Here is a 17,447-nt window from a genome sequence, read left to right as displayed (position 1 = left end):
ACGCACTCACTTCACACTATAGGCAGACAACTCGCGAAAACGATCGGTCTCTCGCGTCAGGCCCGCAGGAGTTGATAGAAATTACGTAGCATGCCGGCCGTTGCGCCCCAAATGAAGTATTCACCTCCCGCGGGCTTCGGATACGGCATCGCGTAAAACCGGCGTTCGCCCACCTGATAGTGGAAGACGCGGATCTGATGATGTGCAGGGTCCATCAGGAAATCCAGCGGCACCTCGAAAATCTCGTCAACTTCACCGGCATCGGCGATGAGATCGAACGGCGGCTTGACCAGGCCCACGACCGGCGCAACACGAAAGCCGGTTCCGGTGACGTAGTCGGGCAAGCGTCCGATCACTTCCACCGCCCCCGAATCGAGACCTATTTCTTCACGCGACTCACGCAAGGCTGTGGCGATCGGCGACAGATCGTCGGGCTCGCGGCTACCGCCAGGAAAACTCACTTGCCCTGCGTGCGTGCTCAGATGTTGGGTTCGCTGCGTCAGCAGCACAGTCGTGCCATGCGCGCGCATCACCAACGGCACGAGCACGGCCGCCGCACGCGGCGTAAATTGTGCCGGCGGCGCGAGTTCGATCGCGCCAGCCTCCGGCGTCCAGATCGGCGGACTCGCGAGCCGGTCACGCAACGCGGCGGGCGTTAGCCGCTCCGCCGGCACCGCAGGCTCCCCCTCGCCCGTCGAGACGATGGGTAACGCTTCAGGATGCAGGATCAGAGGTGGCGCCACGTAGACCTTTGCTGGGTGGAGAACTTCGCTATTTTAGCGAGGAAGCCCTAAACACGTACACGCAAACAAAATGCCAATGGCACGGCAATTCGTGGCGTTCGATGACGAGGACACGCCGCAACATCGGCGTCGATGAAAGACAGCACAACGAAAAAAGCACCCCGAAGGGTGCTTTTCCATACGGCTTTGGCTGCGCCCGGCCACGAGGTCGCCAGGCATAGCGGCGTCCGACTTACTGGGCGGCAGCGGGCTTGCTCTTGAACGAGAGCTTTTCCTTGATACGTGCCGACTTGCCCGAACGCTCACGCAGGTAGTACAGCTTGGCGCGACGAACGTCACCACGACGCTTGACTTCGATGCTGGCGATCAGCGGCGAGTACGTCTGGAACGTACGCTCAACGCCTTCACCCGACGAAATCTTGCGGACGATGAATGCCGAATTCAGGCCACGGTTACGCTTGGCGATGACGACGCCTTCGTATGCCTGAACGCGCTTGCGCGTACCTTCGACCACGTTCACGTTGACGATCACGGTGTCGCCCGGGGCGAATTCGGGAATCGTCTTGTTCGCGGTCAAACGCGCGATTTCTTCCTGCTCGATCTTGGCGATCAGATTCATTTACCACTCCTTGTGCCATCGTATCGGCGTTATATACCGGCATGCCGGCCCCGACAGAGGATGGGTGCAAACCGAATGCCGTCCCCATGACGACACCCGCTACCTACTTGGCCGACGTATCGACCCGCAGGCTTGCCAGCCATGCCTCATCGGCACGACTGAGCAATCCGTTGGCGCGTGCGCTCTCGATCAGATCGGGGCGTTTGCGCCAGGTATTGGTCAACGCCTCGCGGCGTCGCCATTTTTCAATCTCTGCATGATGCCCGCCCAACAGCACGTCGGGCACGCGCACCCCTTCGTACTCTTCGGGTCGCGTGTAATGCGGACAATCGAGCAGGCCATTGACGAAACTGTCCTGCTCGGCCGACTGCTCGTCGTTCAGTGCCCCCGGCAGCAGCCGGATCAGCGAGTCCATCAGTGCCATGGCGGGCAACTCTCCGCCCGACAGCACGAAATCGCCAACACTGACCTCTTCGTCCACGACGCGATCGATCAAACGCTGATCGATGGCTTCGTAGCGCCCACAGAGCAGAATCAACCCCTGCTCCTGTTCGCGCAGTTCCACGACACGACGATGCGTCAGTGGCTTGCCTTGCGGCGACATCAGCAACACCCGGCCGCGCGGTACGCCGGCTTGCGCCTGCGCAGCCTTTGCGGCCTCGATGGCGTCGTCGAGCGGCTTGGCGAGCATCACCATGCCCGGGCCGCCGCCGTACGGTCGATCATCGATCGTCCTGTAGCTGTTATGCGTGAAATCGCGAGGATTCCAAAACCGCAGACCGTAGCGCGACTGCTTGAGCGCCCGGCTGGTGACGCCCCAGTCGGTCAGTGCCCGAAACATCTCGGGAAAGAGCGTGACGACGTCAAACTGCATCAAACCGGTTCCGTCCAGAGGTGCCCGGACACCACAGCGGCCGGGCGATCAATCGGTATCTCAGTAGTCAAGACCCCAGTCGACCACAATGCGCCCCGCCTCGATATCGACGGATTGCACATATTTGGCGACGAACGGGATCAGACGCTCAGCGGTCTTCGCCGACTTGTCGTCGACGGCAGGCGCCTCGTAAGCGACACGCAACACAGTGTGCACGCCGTTGTCGAGCAACCCGACGACCTTGCCCAGCGATTCGTCCTGCAGATTCGTTACCTGGGCGCCAATGAGGTCCACCCAGTAAAACTCGTCTTCACCGGCGGTCGGAAACGCACTGCGCGGCACCCAGACCTGAAGGCCCTTGAGCGCCTCGGCGGCCGACCGGTTTTCGCTGCCGCGTAATTGCGCGACCACGGTACCGGAATGCCCTCGACTGTGCAGTACATTGGCCTTGGTGTAGGCCGACTCACCGGGACGACGAAAATACCAACAATCGGCGGACAAGAGCCCTTCGCCCTCGCCCGTATGCGGCTGCACCTTGATCCAGCCACGAATTCCGTAGGCGTCGCCAATGTAACCCAGCTCGACGAGATCGTCGGGCACTTCGGTCACCGGGGCGAGCACCTGCTCGGCACGCATGCCGGCGGCGCGGCGCGCCTCAGCACCGATTTTCAGCGGTACCCGCTCACGTGCGGGTCGAGCGGAACGAACCATGCCAATCCAACGTTGTGACGAACACACGGCGATGACCGCCCCAGATCGCTCGGGAGCAGGCACCGCCGTTCAATTCTCATGCCATCGGCAAACCGACGGCAATGCTGATAGCTTGATTAGCCGAAGCGCTTAGGCAGCGGCCTTGGCGCCTTGCTTGATCAGACGAGCCACGGTCGGCGACAGTTGTGCGCCAACGCCTTGCCAGTACGTCAGACGGTCTTGAGCGATACGCAGACCTTCCGTGCCTTCGGCAGCGACCGGGTTGTAGAAGCCAATACGCTCGATGAAGCGACCATCGCGACGGTTACGCGAGTCGGTTGCAACGATGTTGTAAAACGGGCGCTTCTTCGCGCCGCCGCGAGCCAGGCGGATAACGACCATAATAAATCCTTGTGAATCCAGAAGTGTTCGGACAGAAAACGCGACATTATAGCGCAAAACCCTCGTCAAAACAAACACTTCCCCGGACACCGGCGGCGCCCCGCCAAGCCGCGCCCGGATTGGGGGACAAGACCGCCGCGTTGGCTACGGGAGGCACTGGTCTACAATGCACGCATTCTGTGCGTGAAGCGAGTCCAGCATGCAACGATTGACCGGTGGATGGCAACGCCCCGCTCGGCCGCAATGGCCAGTGCGGGTCGCCGTGCGAGTCATCCATCTTGTGAAGCATGTGCGTCGGGTCGGTTTGTTTTTCGGCGCCGCGCTGGCGATGGCCCCATGCCTCGCCACGGCGCGCGACGCCCTTCCCATCGAACGTCTCGTCCTGCCGCCCGGCTTTCACGTCGAAGTCCTCTCCGACCGGGTGCCCGGCGCCCGCGGCATGACGCTTGGCCCGAAAGGCACCTTGTTCGTCGGCAGCCTCGCACAAGGCGTTGTCTATGCCATCACACTCGATCCGTCGCGCGCCTATGCGGCCAGGGTCCAGACCATCGCCTCCGGGCTGAACATGCCCGTCGGCGTGGCATTGCGCAACGGCGCACTCTATATCTCGGCCGTCTCGCGCATCGTCAAGCTCGACAATATCGAAAGCCGGCTCGACAATCCCGGCAAACCGATCGTCGTCTACGACAAGCTTCCTGGCGAAAGTCACCACGGCTGGCGGTACATCGCATTTGGCCCCGATCAGCGCCTGTATGTCGGCGTGGGCGCACCGTGCAATGTCTGCAAGCGCGACGGCGACCGCTTCGCGATGATCGGCAGCATGAAGCCGGACGGCACCGACTGGCAGGTCGTCGCCCGTGGCGTGCGCAACACCGTAGGCTTCGACTGGCAACCCAGGACACGCACGCTCTGGTTCACCGATAACGGTCGCGATCAACTCGGCGACGACGTGCCGGACGACGAGCTGAACCGCCTCACACGCATCGGCGAACACTTCGGATTCCCTTACTGCCATGCCGGCGACATCGCGGATCCCGAATACGGGCGAGAGAAACGCTGTGCGGACTTCACGCCCCCCGCGGCAAAGCTTGGCGCCCATGTGGCCGCGCTCGGCGTGCGCTTTTACACCGGCAAACAGTTCCCCAAGGACTATCGCGGCAGTCTGTTCATCGCAGAGCACGGCTCCTGGAACCGGAGCCGCAAGGTCGGCTACCGGGTCGTACGCGTCGTGCTCGACGCCAAGGGCAACGTCGCCAGGCAGGAAATCTTCGCGCAAGGTTGGCTGGGCGACGACGAGTCGGTCTGGGGCCGCCCTGTCGACCTCCTTACGTTACCAGACGGCTCACTGTTGATCAGTGACGATGAGGCCGGCGCGATCTACCGCATTACTTATCGGAAACCGTGACGCGGCCGCACGACGACGACCGACATCGACTCGGGAATCTCACCGCAATGACGATGCAAGGAACTGCACTGACCGGCATTCGGTCAACCTTTCATGGACTCAGGGCTGCGCACGGCGTCCGCCGCCTCCGTGTGCCGCGACACTTTCGCTGATCGTGCCCTCCCGGCACGCTCGGCAATTCCACCAAGACATGATCATGACCCAACGCCGACTCTCTTTCCTGCCCGCCTCGTTCGCCACCTATATGGCAACGCTCCTCGTGCCGGCGGCCATGTTGGCCGGCTGCGCCGCCCCGTCGGGCGGCGCCGGTCCATCGCAGGCGTCGCCCGGCGCGCCAGCCGCCGCCACCGCCCCCGCCGACATCCTCGGCACCTGGCAACTGATGCGGTGGGAAGGTGTCGACGATTTGCCAAGTCTGCCGGAAAGCCGCGCCATCAACCTGACCTTTAACGACAAAGGAGCGTTCTCTGGCTCCGGCGGATGTAACCGGATCTTCGGCCAGTACTCGGTGGGGCCGGCCAAGGGCCAGGTCAGCCTTCAGGCGCCGGCCGCCACACGCATGGCTTGCCCGGACTCGATGGCCTTCGAAGCCCGCTACCTGACGACGCTTCCCCGCGTCACCCGTTTCGAACGCCGCGACACGCAGTTGATTTTGCGCACTCCGAATGGCGAGACCCTGACCTACGCCTCGCAGACGTTGCTGGATCGTCCGGTCGCCAGCGCCACCAAGACGGAAGACCGTATTGTCGACGTCGATTCGCAAATGGCGGATTGCGTGGGCGCCGCGCCGCGAAAGTGCCTGCGCGTGCGCAACGCCGACGATTCCGGGAAAGCGCCGTGGGAACTCTGGTACGCCCACATCGATGGCTTCTCGTGGAAGCCCGGCGTAGAATACCGCGTGAAAATCCACGGCGAACCCGTCGTCAATCCGCCCGCCGATGCGTCGAGCATGCGCTGGACGCTGGTCGAAGTCATTCGCGAAACGCCAGCCCGGTAACCCATCCCAATGAATGCAGTCGCCTATAAATCCAAGACCCTGACCGCGGGCCTGGCAATGCTGTTCGGCACGCTGGGGCTGCATCGTTTCTACCTGTATGGTCTGCGCGATCGCTTCGGGTGGGCCCATGTCGTGGGATCGGCCTGCGGTGTAGCGGGTTGGGGGCTGCTGGTCACGAGTGAGCTGCAGTCTCCCGCCGGATGGGGCCTGACGATTCTCGGCGCCATCTCGCTGTTTTCCGCATTCCTGGCGGCGATTGTTTACGGACTTCGGCCCGACGAGCGCTGGGATGCCCAGTTCAACGCCAGCGCCCAGCGCAAATCGCGCTCGGGGTGGATCGCCGTCATCATCGTGAGCGTGTCGCTGTTCGTGGGTGCGATGTTGATGATGGTCGGTCTCGCCGTGGCGTTCCAGACCTATTTCGAAACGCACGACACGCCGAACCGCCTGTCGCAGTAACGCGTGAGCATGACCACACTCGTCGTCGCCCCCTCCCGACCGACGCTGGGCTTCATCGGCGCCGGTCGCGTTGCATGCGCCCTCGCGCTCGCGGCGGCACGTGCGGGGTATGAGGTGACGGCGATCGCAAGCCGACGCCTCGATGCGGCGCAACGCGTCGCGGTCGCCTTGCCGGCGTGTAAGGCCCTGCCAATCCACCAGCCGAACGACATGAACGCGGTCTTCGCCCACGCGGACCTTGTCTTCCTGAGCGTTCCCGACGACGCCATCGCCACGTGCGCTGCACATCTGTCGCCGCGCGCCGGGCAGGCACTGGTGCATTGCAGCGGCGCCTCGGAGGTTGGTCTGCTCGCGGCCGCCACCCGACACGGTGCGCAAATTGGCGGCTTCCACCCGCTGTTTCTTTTTGCCGGTCTCGATGACGACGCGATACGCCTGTCGGGCAGCGCCATCACCATCGAAGCCGACGCACCGCTGAACGCTACGCTCCACGCGCTTGCCAGCGCGATGGGGTGCCGCGCCCTGTCGATCCCGGCGGGCGAACGGATGCGATATCACGCCGGCGCCAATTACGCCGCCAGTTTTCTGCTGTGCCTGCTCGATGAAGCTATCCAGCTCTGGCACGCGATCGGCATGCCGGAAGCCGACGCCCAAGACGCCATGTGGCCACTGGTCATGGGTACCCTCACCGCCGCCCGCGACCGCGGACTTGCCGGCGCGCTCTCCGGCCCGGTGTCGCGGGGCGACGCAGGCATCGTCACCCGCCACACCGAAGCGCTTGCCTCGCTGGGCGGCAATCACGCGACGTTGTATTCGCTGCTGACGCTCCGGGCGATTCACCTCGCCCGTCAACGCCCGAACGCTGACGGCGCCGCACTCGACGCCATCGCACGCGCCATCGCGCCATATTTGCCGCCGTCCGCCCCAGAAAGCGACGCATAAGCACATCCAGCGTCCCCAGCCCATCCAGTCGCTCGACGCCGTCCACCCGCGCCACCTCGCCTCGCCCGCCAGTCCGTTCCGCGTCATGCTCGCCTCTCATTTACTGTATAAAAACACAGTACAATGACAAGCATTCCTCGCGAACGACCTGCCTTCGCGCCCCGGACTGCCATCAAGGAGACAAGTCATGGCTTCCTCATTCGCGCCGCCCCCGTCGCGTAAGGGCCGAGGCGCTACCGCCAATCTCGAATCGCGCTTTTCCGAATTCCGGCGCGAAAGCGATGAGACCCGACTTGAATCGGATGCGGCCCAAGAATGCGAGGTCAAGTTCGTCACGCAAGTCGCGCTGGAAAACGCGCGAACGATCATCTCGCGCAATCAATCGACGGACATTCCCTTCGACCGTTCGATCAACCCGTATCGGGGATGCGAGCATGGCTGCGCGTATTGTTTTGCGCGTCCCACGCACGCCTATCTCGGCCTGTCGCCGGGGCTCGACTTCGAAACCCGCCTTTACGCGAAACACAACGCCGCCGAGCGCCTCGACGCCGAGTTGCGCAAGCGCGGCTATCAGCCCGCCCTGCTCGCACTCGGCGCAAACACCGACCCGTACCAGCCCATCGAACGTGAATACGGCATCACTCGAAGCGTGCTGGAAGTCCTCGAGCGTTTCGGCCATCCCGTCGGCATCACCACGAAATCCGCGCTGGTCACGCGCGACATCGACATCCTGTCGCGAATGGCACAGCGTGGTCTGGCCCGCGTATTCATCTCAGTGGGAACGCTCGATGCGGAGATCGCACGCAAGATGGAGCCGCGCGCCAATACCCCGGCACGTCGCATCGAGGCCATCCGAAAGCTGACGGACGCGGGTATTCCCACCGGGGTGATCGTGGCGCCCATCGTGCCGGCGCTCACCGATTTCGACATCGAACGCGTACTGACGACGGCGGCGCAAGCCGGCGCAACGTACGCGGGCTATGTGATGCTGCGACTGCCGCGCGAAGTTCACGATGTTTTCGTGACGTGGCTCGAAGCACATTACCCGCTGCGGGCACGCCACGTCATGAGCCTGATCGAGCAGGTGCGCGACGGCAAGCACAACAGTTCCGAATTCGGCACGCGCATGCGCGGCACCGGTTTGCATGCGGAGTTGATCCGTCAGCGCTTTCATCTGGCCGCCCGCAAGTTGGGTCTCAATCAGGCGCGACCACCGCTGCGTAACGATCAGTTCAAGGTCCCCGCACCGGCAACTTCGGCCGTCGCCAACGGATGGCAAACCGCCGCGCAAGCCCCTGAGGCCGGGACCGACAAGGCCGACCCGCAAATGCCGCTCTTCTAGAAAGCGACGCCGGACGCAACCGCAACTTGAGCCTATCGACGCTCTCCCGCCCTCCCGCCGCCGCGCTCACTCCTCGACGTGGATGGTGAGCGTCTCCTTGATCTCCTCCATCACGACGTAGCTCTTCGACTGCACGGCCCCCGGCAGTTGCAGCAGGATGTCGCCGAGCAACTTACGGTACTCGGACATCTCTCGAATGCGCGCCTTGATCAGATAGTCGAAGTCGCCCGAGATGAGATGGCACTCCATCACCTCCGGGATCCGCAGCACTTCCCGCCGAAACTGATCGAACATGTTGCCTGACTTGTGATCGAGCGTGATCTCGACGAATACCAGCAACGCGGCGCCCAGCGCGGCCGGATTCACCCGGGCGTAGTACCCCATGATCACCCCGTCGCGCTCCATGCGTTTCACGCGCTCGATGCAGGGCGTAATCGACAGGCCGACCTGCTCGGCGAGGTCTTTCATCGACATCCGCCCGTCTTGCTGAAGCAGCGCGAGAATGCGCCGATCGAGCCGATCCAGCGTTCGGATCGATTGCTGTTGGACTCTCATTATTTATTCCTGAATTTCCAATATATACATTAACTAAACCTACTAATCAGATAATACTATGCCAATTATTACTGGATAAACATGGTTTTACAGGAGTCAACGCAATGAAGGTCATCGTTCTCGGTAGCGGCGTCATCGGCGTCACCAGCGCCTACTACCTGGCGAAGGCCGGGCACGACGTCACGGTGCTCGATCGTCAAGCCGGACCGGCGCTCGAGACCAGCTTCGGCAACGCCGGCCAGATTTCGCCGGGCTACGCCTCGCCGTGGGCCGCGCCGGGCATTCCGACGAAGGCCATCAAGTGGTTGTTCCAGAAGCACGCCCCGCTCGCCATCCGTCCGGACGGCACGCTCACGCAACTCAAGTGGCTCTATCAAATGCTGCGCAATTGCACGCCCGAGCGTTATGCCGTCAACAAGGAACGCATGGTGCGGATCGCCGAGTACAGCCGCGATTGCTTCCGTGCGTTGCGCGCGGAGACGGGCATTCCTTACGAAGGTCGTCAGGCGGGCACGTTGCAACTGTTCCGTACCGACGAGCAACTGGCGAACGCCGCGCGCGACATGGCGGTGCTTGAAGAGGCCGGTGTGCCGTTCGAGTTGCTCGACCGCCAGGCGCTTGCCAGCGCCGAGCCGGCATTGGCGGCCGTCGCTCACAAGCTTACGGGCGGCCTGCGCCTGCCCAACGATGAAACCGGCGACTGCCAGTTGTTCACCACGCGTCTGGCGGCGATGGCCGAGGCACTCGGCGTGAAATTCCGCTACGACATGCCGATCGACGGTCTGAACGTTGTCGGCGACAAGATCGATGGCGTGGTCTGCGCAGGCACGGTGCAGCGCGCCGACGCCTACGTCGTCGCCCTCGGGTCATACTCCACACCGTTCCTGCGCGGCCTGGTCGACATTCCGGTGTATCCGCTCAAGGGATACTCGATTACGGTGCCCATCGCCGATGCATCGCGCGCGCCGGTGTCGACCGTGCTCGACGAGACCTACAAGATTGCCGTCACTCGCTTCGACGACCGCATTCGCGTCGGCGGCATGGCCGAAGTGGTCGGCTACGACAAGACGCTCAACCCGGCTCGCCGCGCCACGCTGGAAATGGTCGTGAACGATCTGTATCCAGGCGCCGGCAACACGGCCGACGCCTCGTTCTGGACGGGGCTGCGCCCGATGACGCCCGACGGCACGCCGATCGTGGGCGCCACCGCCCTGCGCAATCTGTTCCTGAACACGGGACACGGCACGCTGGGCTGGACGATGTCCTGCGGCTCAGGCCAGTTGCTGGCCGATCTGATGTCGGGACGGCGGCCCGCGATTCTGGCCGACGATCTGTCGGTGGCGCGCTACAGCCGCGCGCCCGACGCGCAGGCCCAACCGGCCTTCGCCTGAGCTTCCAGACGGCACCTTCGGGTGCCGTTTTGATTGGCGCCGCCGAAACGTTGGCATGCGCTGTCGTCACTTTTTGCTGTCACATCACAAAAAAGGAGACGCATCATGAAAATCGGTGTACCCAAGGAGATCAAGAACCACGAATACCGCGTCGGCATGACGCCCGCCGCTGTGCGCGAAGTCGTCGCCCGCGGGCACGAAGTGTGGATCGAAACCCAGGCCGGGTCCGGCATAGGCATGGACGACACGGTCTACGCCGCCGCCGGTGCACGCATTGCCGCAACGGCGGTCGACGTGTTCGATCGCGCCGAACTGATCGTGAAGGTCAAGGAGCCGCAGGCCGTCGAACGCGCCCGGCTCCAGCCCCATCACACACTCTTCACGTACCTCCATCTCGCCCCCGATCCCGACCAGACGCGTGACCTGCTCAAGAGCGGCGCCACGTGCATTGCCTATGAGACGGTGACGTCTGCGAACGGCGGACTTCCCCTGCTCGCCCCCATGTCCGAGGTCGCCGGACGCATGTCGATTCAGGCCGGGGCCACCGCGCTCGAAAAGACGCATGGCGGACTGGGTCTGCTCCTCGCCGGTGTACCGGGGGTGGAAGCTGGCAAAGTCGTGATCCTGGGCGGTGGCGTTGTGGGCACCAATGCCGCGACGGTGGCCGTGGGCATCGGCGCGCAGGTGACGGTGATCGACAAATCGGTCGACGCGTTACGCCGCCTCAATGCGCAGTTCGGTGGCCACGTCCAGACGGTCTACTCGACGCAACACGCCATCGAAACGCATGTGCACGACGCCGATCTCGTCATCGGCGGCGTCCTCATTCCGGGCGCCGCGGCGCCGAAACTCATCACGCGCGCGATGCTCGGCCTCATGCGCAAGGGCGCTGTCATCGTCGACGTCGCGATCGATCAGGGCGGTTGTTGCGAGACCTCTCACGCAACGACGCACGCTGATCCGGTCTACGTCGTGGAAGGGATCGTGCACTATTGTGTGGCCAATATGCCGGGTGGCGTGCCGCGCACCTCCACGTTCGCGCTCAACAACGTGACGTTGCCGTTCATTCTGCAACTGGCCGACCATGGACCGGTCGCCGCGATGCGCGCCGATCCGCACCTGCTTGCCGGACTCAATGTGGCGCGCGGCAGGGTGACCAATCGTGGTGTCGCTGACGCGCTGGGCCTGGTCTATCACGATCCGCATGCCGTGCTGGCGAATTTACCGGCTGCGGCGTAGGCACAACGACGTGAACGCGTAGGCGCGTAGATGCATCGGCGCGACGCCGGGGCGCTTCACACCCGGCGCCGCGCCACGCCTCGCGCTTTGGACATGGGCACACTCCCTTCGTTATACTTGCCTCATCTCGACGGCGCCCGCCGGTCAAGCCGGTACCCAGGCACGTGCTGCCGCGCGGCATTCTGCCTGTCCCCAAGCCGTCCCTGTCCATGAGCAAGTGATGAACGCCGACCCGCAAGAACTCAATAAATTCAGTGAATTGGCCCACCGTTGGTGGGATCCCCACAGCGAATTCAAGCCGCTGCACGAGATCAACCCGCTGCGGCTCGACTGGATCGAGCAGCATGTGCCGCTCCAGGGCAAACGCGTGCTGGACATCGGCTGCGGCGGCGGCATTCTCTCCGAATCGATGGCGCGCCAGGGCGCACACGTCAAGGGAATCGACCTGTCGAAAAAGGCGCTCGGCGTGGCCGATCTGCACAGCCTCGAAGCCGGCCTGTCCATCGACTATGAAGAGATCTCCGCCGAGGCGCTCGCCGCGCGCGATGCGGGAACGTACGACGTGGTGACCTGCATGGAGATGCTCGAACACGTGCCGTCACCGGCATCCGTCGTGGCGGCCTGCGCAACGCTCGTCAAACCGGGCGGTCATGTGTTCTTCTCCACGCTCAACCGCAACCCGAAGGCCTGGCTGCTGGCGGTGGTCGGCGCCGAATACGTGCTGCGCATGCTGCCGCGTGGCACGCACGACTACGCCAAGTTCATCCGACCGTCGGAACTCGCGTCGTTCGCCCGCGCCAGCGGCCTGACGGTGCGGGATCTGCGCGGCATGACCTACAACCCGCTGAGCAAGCGTTACGCGATCAACCGCGACACCGACGTCAACTACATGATCGCGTGCACCCGCGATGCCTGATATGTTCGAGCCCCCCGCCCGAGTCCCCGCCACGCCCTTCGGCGCCGATGCACAACTGCTCAATGGCAACGTTCGCGCCGTGCTGTTCGACCTGGACGGCACGCTGGCCGACACGGCGCTCGATCTCGTCGCCGCCGTCAACAAGGTGCGCACCGACCGCGGTCTGGCGCCGGGTCCCTATGAGACGCTGCGCTTGCAAGCGTCGCACGGCGCGCGCGGACTGATCGGCAGCGCCTTCGGCGTCGCCCCTGAGGATGCGGCGTTCCCTTCCTTGCGCGATGCCTTCCTCGCCAATTACGAAGCCGCCTTGTGCGTGCAGAGTCGACTGTTCGACGGGATTCCCGCGCTGCTCGAGGCCTTGGCTGCGCGCGGCATGCCGTGGGGCATCGTGACCAACAAGGCCGCGCGTCTGACCGATCCGCTCGTCAAACTGCTCGGGCTCGCCGAGGGCGCCGCGTGCGTGGTATCGGGTGACACGACGCCGCACAGCAAGCCTCACCCCGCCCCCCTACTGTACGCCGCCGAGTGCATGGGCATCGCGCCCGGGCGCATCGTGTACGTCGGCGACGACCTGCGCGACATCCAGGCGGGCAAGGCGGCAGGGATGGCGACTGTCGCGGCAGCCTATGGCTATTGCGGCGACTCGCTGACCCCTGCCGAGTGGCAGGCGGACGCTGTCGTCGAACACGCGGGGGCGATCGCCCCGCTGGTAATGTTGCCGGCCTGACGGGTCGGGTCATTACCGCCCGGGACAGGGCCACCGCAGCCGATCCCGGGTCTGTCTCGCCGCGCAACAGAGGCGCGGCGCCTGCGTCACTGGCGACTTACGGGAGACCGCATGGCCGAGCAAGAGAACGATCGCAAACCCCCTTCAGCCTCGCCGGAATCGTCCGCCGACGGCACTCGTCTGCAACAAGGTCTCGTTCGTGCCCGCGCGCTCGGGCGCGACCCCAACGTGCGCCGCCGTGCGCGCAAGACCAGCCTGTGGACCGCCGGGGTGATCGCCGTGTTCGGCGTCATCGGTTATTTCACTGTGCCGGCGGTGGTCAAGCATTACGCCGTCGAAAAGCTCTCGGCCTATCTGGAACGACCGGTGAGCGTGGGCGACGTCAGCTTCAACCCGTACACACTGCGCCTCGATTTGCATCAGGTCCATATTGGCGACAAAACGCCGGGGCAGCCATTCGTGGACGTGGGCATGCTGCGCGTAAACGCCTCGTGGGGTTCGCTGTTCCGCTTTGCACCGGTCGTCGACGAGCTTTACGTCGACACGCCGGTGCTCAACATCGTGCGCACGGCCCCACAGCGCTTCAACTTCTCGGACATCATCGATCGCGCAACGTCGGGACCGCCGTCCCCCGAGCCGTCGAAGCCCGCTCGCTTTGCGCTGAATAACGTGCAGATCAAGAACGGTACGGTGCGCTTCGACGACGCCGTGCAGAACGAAAAGCACGTCATCGATCATCTGCAGGTCGGCGTGCCGTTCATCGCGAACCTGCCGGCGGACACCGACATCTTCGTGCAGCCGCTGCTGCAGGCCTCCATCGACGGCTCGCCGGTACGGATCTCGGGCCAGACCAAGCCGTTTGCCGATTCGCTGGAATCGACGGTCGACATCAAGCTCGACCGGTTCGATCTGACCAAGTACCTCGGATATTCGCCGGTCAACGTGCCCGCGCAGATCAAGAGCGGCGCCATCAGTACCGATCTGAAGCTGCATTTCACCCGCGACAAGGACGGCAATCACGTGCTGCTCACGGGCACGGCGGGATTGTCCGACGCCGTGGTCAACGAGCCGGATGGCTCGCCGCTCGTCGCGGTCAAGCAAGTCGACGTGAAGCTGGGCAAGGTCGAGCCGCTTGGCAATGTCTATCACATCGATAGTGTGCGAGTCGACGGTCTCGACCAGCACGTCACGCTGGAAAAAGACGGCTCGATCAACGTCGCCAAGGCGCTGCTGCCGCAGCGTCAGGTCATCAAGGCGGTAGGCAAGGCGGTGGATCAGGCTGCGGCGTCGCCGCAAGCGAGCGAAGCGGCCAAGGCGGCACCGAAGGTGCCGGCCGAGCAGACGGCACGTCCTGCGTCGCCGGCGTCGGCGGCCGAAGCGGCCCAGGCGAAAGCGTTGGCCGCTGCCGAACCCGCGCCGCTCGACCTGCTGGTCGGCGACGTCTCGCTCGTCAACAGCAAGGTGCGCTTGACCGACGAGCGCGGCGCGAAACCAGCGAGCCTCGCGCTGGAGAATATCCAGATCGGCGTGAAGCAGTTCTCGACGCTCGGCAAGGACCCCGCGACGTACGACGCCTCGCTGGGCATCCAGAGCGGCGGTTCGCTCAAGGCGCACGGCCAGTTCAGCCTGCCCGCGTACAACGCGAGCGGCGAACTCGAGGCCCAGTCGATTGCGCTCGCCGCCCTGCTGCCCTTCGCGCAAGGCGCGCTCGCGGGCGAGCTCAAGAGTGGCACGCTCGGCGCTCAGGCCAAGTTCAGCGCGGCGTTTGCCCTCGACAAGCAGCCCAACGTCCAAATTGCGCCGGCCACGGCCACGCTCGAGAAGATCGAATGGCTGACCGGTCTCAAGGGCGACGCGCCGGTCAAACTGGCCAAGGCTGAAGTGAAACTCTCACACTTCGATCTGGGCGCGCGGCAAGCGGCGCTCGACGAGGTCACCGTCAACGGGCTGCAGGTGTCGGCGCGTCGCGACAAGGACGGCAAGATCAACCTGCTCGCCCTGACCGGCGATGGCCAGCCGAAAGCCGCCGCAAACCAAGGCAAAGGCAAAGGCAAAGATATAAAGGCGCGCGTGGGCACGGAGCGCGGCCGGCGGATGTCCGCCGCATCGACTTCATCGAACGCGCAGGCGAACGCGGGCGGCTGGCAATGGACTGTCGGCAAGGTGGCGTTGGAAAACGCCAGCCTCGGGTTTGAAGACCGCGACGTCAAAGGCCGTCCGATCAACGCGACGTTCGCACCGCTCAACGTCAAGGTGCAAGGCGCGTCGCAGGACATGAGCAAGCCGTTGCAGGTGGACATCAGCGGCACGCTCAATAAGAAAGGGTCGCTCAACGCCACGGGCCACGTCACGCCGCAACCGCTCGCGGCCGATCTTCAGATCAAGACGCAGCAGCTCGATCTGGCGGCGTTCGATTCGTACATGAGTGACCAATTGAACGCGAGCATCGCGAGCGCGCTGCTCTCCAGCAACGGGCGGGCCACGTTCGCGATGAAGGGCGACACCCCGCAGGCAACCTACCGCGGCGATGCCACGCTGGGCAACGTGCGTCTGCTCGACAAGGTCACGACGGATGACTTCATGCGCTGGAATGCGCTGGCGGTGCAGCAGATCAATCTGGCGGTGGGCAGCGGCAAGCCTAACGTCCAGTTGGGCAGCATTGCGTTGTCGCGCTTCTACGCGCGTTTGATCATCAACGCGAACGGGCGCTTGAATCTGGCCGATGTGGTCGGCAACAAGGAAGCGGCACCGCGTTCGCTGACGCGTGCGAACGAAGGCGTGCCGCTCGGTGGATCGACGGCCAAGCCACCGCTCGATGCGGCGGCGTCCGCCGTGGAAGCGGGACAACCGACGGCCGTCGAGACGCCAGCGCAGAAGCCTGGCGAGACGACGGCACAGCGCGGCCCGGGCTACGGGGCTGGCAAGGCGTTGCCTGCGGACGTCCACATCGGGCGTATCACGTTGCAAGGCGGCAACATCAACTTCACGGACAACTTCGTCAAGCCGAACTACACAGCGAACCTGACGGATATTGGTGGGCAAATCGGCGCCTTCGGCACGGCGACGACCGAGCCCGCTGCGGTCTCGCTGCAAGGCAAGGTCAACCGGAATTCACCGATCGGCATCAACGGCAAGATCAATCCGCTTGCGCCGATGGCGTTCGTGGATCTGAGTGCCAAGGCCGACGGTATCGAGCTGACCAATCTCACGCCGTACTCCACGAAGTACGCGGGCTACCCCATCGACAAGGGCAAGCTCACGGTTGATGTGCACTACCTGCTCGATCAGGCGAAGCTGACGGCGAACAATCACATCTTCATCGACCAGTTGACGTTCGGGGATCATGTGGACAGCCCGACGGCGACCAATCTTCCGGTGCGTCTGGCGGTATCGCTGCTGAAGAATTCGCGCGGCGAAATCGATGTGGACATCCCGATCTCCGGCTCGCTCGACGATCCGCAGTTCAGCCTTGGCGGGGTGATTTTCCGGGCGTTCGTGAACCTGATCGTCAAGGCGGCGACGGCGCCGTTCAGTTTGCTGGCGTCGGCGTTTGGCGGCGGCGACCAGGAGCTGAGCTACGTGGAGTTCGCGCCAGGCAGCGCGCGTCTGACGCCGGAGAGCGAGAAGCGGCTGGAGACGCTGGTCAAGGCGCTGACGGATCGCACGGCGTTGAAGCTGGATATCGAGGGCCGGGTCGATCCGGCGAAGGATACCGACGGTCTGCGCAAGGTAGCGGTGGAGCGCGCGATCAAGGCGCAGAAAGTCAAGGCGATGGTCGGCAAGGGAGAGAGCATCGACGTGGACACCGTGAAGGTGAGTCCGGAGGAGCGCAGCAAGTACTTGACGGCCGCCTACAAGGCAGCGGACTTTGCCAAGCCGCGCAACATGATCGGGTTTGCGAAATCGCTGCCGGACGACGAGATGGAAAAGCTCATGGAGACGAACGTCAAGGTGGGCGACGACGATCTGCGGGCGCTGGCGGATCGGCGGGCGCAGCGTGTACGGTCGTGGCTGGACGGCAAGATCGCGTCGGATCGGATGTTCGTGGTGGCGCCGAAGCTGACCGCGGACGGCATCAAGGACAAGGGGGCGACGACACGGGTGGACTTTGAACTTAAGTAGGCCATTTGTGTCATAATCAGCGTT

Annotated in this window: 16 protein-coding genes; 10 read left to right on the top strand and 6 right to left on the bottom strand. The window is 64.1% G+C overall.

Annotated features, from left to right (window positions below):
• Window positions 1-56 precede the first annotated feature (56 nt).
• The 5 genes from OYT13_RS07845 to rpsP all read right to left on the bottom strand — a co-directional run bounded on the left by OYT13_RS07845 (window position 57) and on the right by rpsP (window position 3,328).
• On the bottom strand, window positions 57-743 hold the full coding sequence (locus OYT13_RS07845) for a CoA pyrophosphatase (protein ID WP_026132134.1): 687 nt from the start codon (window positions 741-743) through the stop codon (window positions 57-59).
• Between the two features lie 232 nt (window positions 744-975).
• Window positions 976-1,362 (bottom strand): 50S ribosomal protein L19, encoded by a 387-nt coding sequence (gene rplS, locus OYT13_RS07840; protein ID WP_017234868.1) that lies wholly within the window; start codon window positions 1,360-1,362, stop codon window positions 976-978.
• Window positions 1,363-1,465: 103 nt separating this feature from the next.
• On the bottom strand, window positions 1,466-2,236 hold the full coding sequence (trmD, locus tag OYT13_RS07835) for a tRNA (guanosine(37)-N1)-methyltransferase TrmD (protein ID WP_150563103.1): 771 nt from the start codon (window positions 2,234-2,236) through the stop codon (window positions 1,466-1,468).
• A gap of 60 nt (window positions 2,237-2,296) precedes the next feature.
• Window positions 2,297-2,947, bottom strand: coding sequence for a ribosome maturation factor RimM (gene rimM / locus OYT13_RS07830; protein WP_232424674.1), 651 nt, complete (start codon window positions 2,945-2,947; stop codon window positions 2,297-2,299).
• Window positions 2,948-3,076: 129 nt separating this feature from the next.
• On the bottom strand, window positions 3,077-3,328 hold the full coding sequence (gene rpsP, locus OYT13_RS07825; protein ID WP_017234865.1) for a 30S ribosomal protein S16: 252 nt from the start codon (window positions 3,326-3,328) through the stop codon (window positions 3,077-3,079).
• 328 nt (window positions 3,329-3,656) lie between these two features.
• Here rpsP and OYT13_RS07820 point away from each other — a divergent pair, with 328 nt between their 5' ends.
• The 5 genes from OYT13_RS07820 (at window position 3,657) to OYT13_RS07800 (ending at window position 8,473) form a co-directional block, all read left to right on the top strand.
• Window positions 3,657-4,733, top strand: a complete 1,077-nt coding sequence (locus tag OYT13_RS07820; RefSeq protein WP_268567866.1) for a PQQ-dependent sugar dehydrogenase — start codon at window positions 3,657-3,659, stop codon at window positions 4,731-4,733.
• Window positions 4,734-4,929: 196 nt separating this feature from the next.
• Window positions 4,930-5,730 (top strand): META and DUF4377 domain-containing protein, encoded by an 801-nt coding sequence (locus OYT13_RS07815; RefSeq protein WP_198288715.1) that lies wholly within the window; start codon window positions 4,930-4,932, stop codon window positions 5,728-5,730.
• A gap of 9 nt (window positions 5,731-5,739) precedes the next feature.
• The gene (locus tag OYT13_RS07810; protein WP_130025498.1) at window positions 5,740-6,189 is read left to right on the top strand and encodes a hypothetical protein; all 450 of its coding nucleotides are present in this window, start codon (window positions 5,740-5,742) and stop codon (window positions 6,187-6,189) included.
• A 9-nt stretch (window positions 6,190-6,198) separates the two neighbouring features.
• Window positions 6,199-7,131: a Rossmann-like and DUF2520 domain-containing protein gene (locus tag OYT13_RS07805; protein ID WP_268567564.1), complete on the top strand. Its 933-nt coding sequence runs from the start codon at window positions 6,199-6,201 to the stop codon at window positions 7,129-7,131.
• A gap of 187 nt (window positions 7,132-7,318) precedes the next feature.
• Window positions 7,319-8,473, top strand: a complete 1,155-nt coding sequence (locus OYT13_RS07800; protein WP_268567563.1) for a PA0069 family radical SAM protein — start codon at window positions 7,319-7,321, stop codon at window positions 8,471-8,473.
• 66 nt (window positions 8,474-8,539) lie between these two features.
• Here OYT13_RS07800 and OYT13_RS07795 read toward each other — a convergent pair whose 3' ends face one another.
• Window positions 8,540-9,028 carry an Lrp/AsnC ligand binding domain-containing protein gene (locus tag OYT13_RS07795; protein WP_017234859.1) on the bottom strand — a complete coding sequence of 163 codons (489 nt, stop codon included), beginning with the start codon at window positions 9,026-9,028 and terminating at the stop codon, window positions 8,540-8,542.
• Between the two features lie 104 nt (window positions 9,029-9,132).
• On the opposite strand from OYT13_RS07795, the gene OYT13_RS07790 reads away from it, so the two are divergent.
• From OYT13_RS07790 to OYT13_RS07770, 5 genes are all read left to right on the top strand, one after another.
• Complete coding sequence (locus OYT13_RS07790; RefSeq protein WP_017234858.1) at window positions 9,133-10,419, top strand: D-amino acid dehydrogenase; 1,287 nt, start codon at window positions 9,133-9,135, stop codon at window positions 10,417-10,419.
• A gap of 105 nt (window positions 10,420-10,524) precedes the next feature.
• A complete protein-coding gene (ald, locus tag OYT13_RS07785) occupies window positions 10,525-11,658 on the top strand; it encodes an alanine dehydrogenase (RefSeq protein ID WP_268567562.1) in 1,134 nt (377 codons plus the stop codon).
• A gap of 217 nt (window positions 11,659-11,875) precedes the next feature.
• Window positions 11,876-12,574: a bifunctional 2-polyprenyl-6-hydroxyphenol methylase/3-demethylubiquinol 3-O-methyltransferase UbiG gene (ubiG, locus tag OYT13_RS07780; protein WP_026132131.1), complete on the top strand. Its 699-nt coding sequence runs from the start codon at window positions 11,876-11,878 to the stop codon at window positions 12,572-12,574.
• A 1-nt stretch (window position 12,575) separates the two neighbouring features.
• Entirely contained in the window at window positions 12,576-13,301 is a 726-nt protein-coding gene (locus OYT13_RS07775; RefSeq protein ID WP_261938816.1) for an HAD-IA family hydrolase, read from the top strand.
• Between the two features lie 111 nt (window positions 13,302-13,412).
• Window positions 13,413-17,423 carry a DUF748 domain-containing protein gene (locus OYT13_RS07770; protein WP_268567561.1) on the top strand — a complete coding sequence of 1,337 codons (4,011 nt, stop codon included), beginning with the start codon at window positions 13,413-13,415 and terminating at the stop codon, window positions 17,421-17,423.
• The last annotated feature ends 24 nt before the right edge of the window (window positions 17,424-17,447 follow it).

The sequence above is a fragment of the Pandoraea sp. XJJ-1 genome (genome assembly GCF_026802345.1).
In the GTDB taxonomy this organism is placed as follows: Bacteria; Pseudomonadota; Gammaproteobacteria; order Burkholderiales; family Burkholderiaceae; genus Pandoraea; species Pandoraea cepalis.
This window is presented reverse-complemented; position numbering and strand designations above follow the sequence as displayed.

Coding starts and splice junctions, on each gene's coding strand:
- rplS (WP_017234868.1), bottom strand. CDS start 1,362: ATGAATCTGATCGCCAAGATCGAGCAGGAAGAAATCGCGCGTTTGACC.
- trmD (WP_150563103.1), bottom strand. CDS start 2,236: ATGCAGTTTGACGTCGTCACGCTCTTTCCCGAGATGTTTCGGGCACTG.
- rimM (WP_232424674.1), bottom strand. CDS start 2,947: ATGGTTCGTTCCGCTCGACCCGCACGTGAGCGGGTACCGCTGAAAATC.
- rpsP (WP_017234865.1), bottom strand. CDS start 3,328: ATGGTCGTTATCCGCCTGGCTCGCGGCGGCGCGAAGAAGCGCCCGTTT.
- OYT13_RS07820 (WP_268567866.1), top strand. CDS start 3,657: ATGGCCCCATGCCTCGCCACGGCGCGCGACGCCCTTCCCATCGAACGT.
- OYT13_RS07815 (WP_198288715.1), top strand. CDS start 4,930: ATGACCCAACGCCGACTCTCTTTCCTGCCCGCCTCGTTCGCCACCTAT.
- OYT13_RS07810 (WP_130025498.1), top strand. CDS start 5,740: ATGAATGCAGTCGCCTATAAATCCAAGACCCTGACCGCGGGCCTGGCA.
- OYT13_RS07805 (WP_268567564.1), top strand. CDS start 6,199: ATGACCACACTCGTCGTCGCCCCCTCCCGACCGACGCTGGGCTTCATC.
- OYT13_RS07800 (WP_268567563.1), top strand. CDS start 7,319: ATGGCTTCCTCATTCGCGCCGCCCCCGTCGCGTAAGGGCCGAGGCGCT.
- OYT13_RS07795 (WP_017234859.1), bottom strand. CDS start 9,028: ATGAGAGTCCAACAGCAATCGATCCGAACGCTGGATCGGCTCGATCGG.
- OYT13_RS07790 (WP_017234858.1), top strand. CDS start 9,133: ATGAAGGTCATCGTTCTCGGTAGCGGCGTCATCGGCGTCACCAGCGCC.
- ald (WP_268567562.1), top strand. CDS start 10,525: ATGAAAATCGGTGTACCCAAGGAGATCAAGAACCACGAATACCGCGTC.
- OYT13_RS07775 (WP_261938816.1), top strand. CDS start 12,576: ATGTTCGAGCCCCCCGCCCGAGTCCCCGCCACGCCCTTCGGCGCCGAT.
- OYT13_RS07770 (WP_268567561.1), top strand. CDS start 13,413: ATGGCCGAGCAAGAGAACGATCGCAAACCCCCTTCAGCCTCGCCGGAA.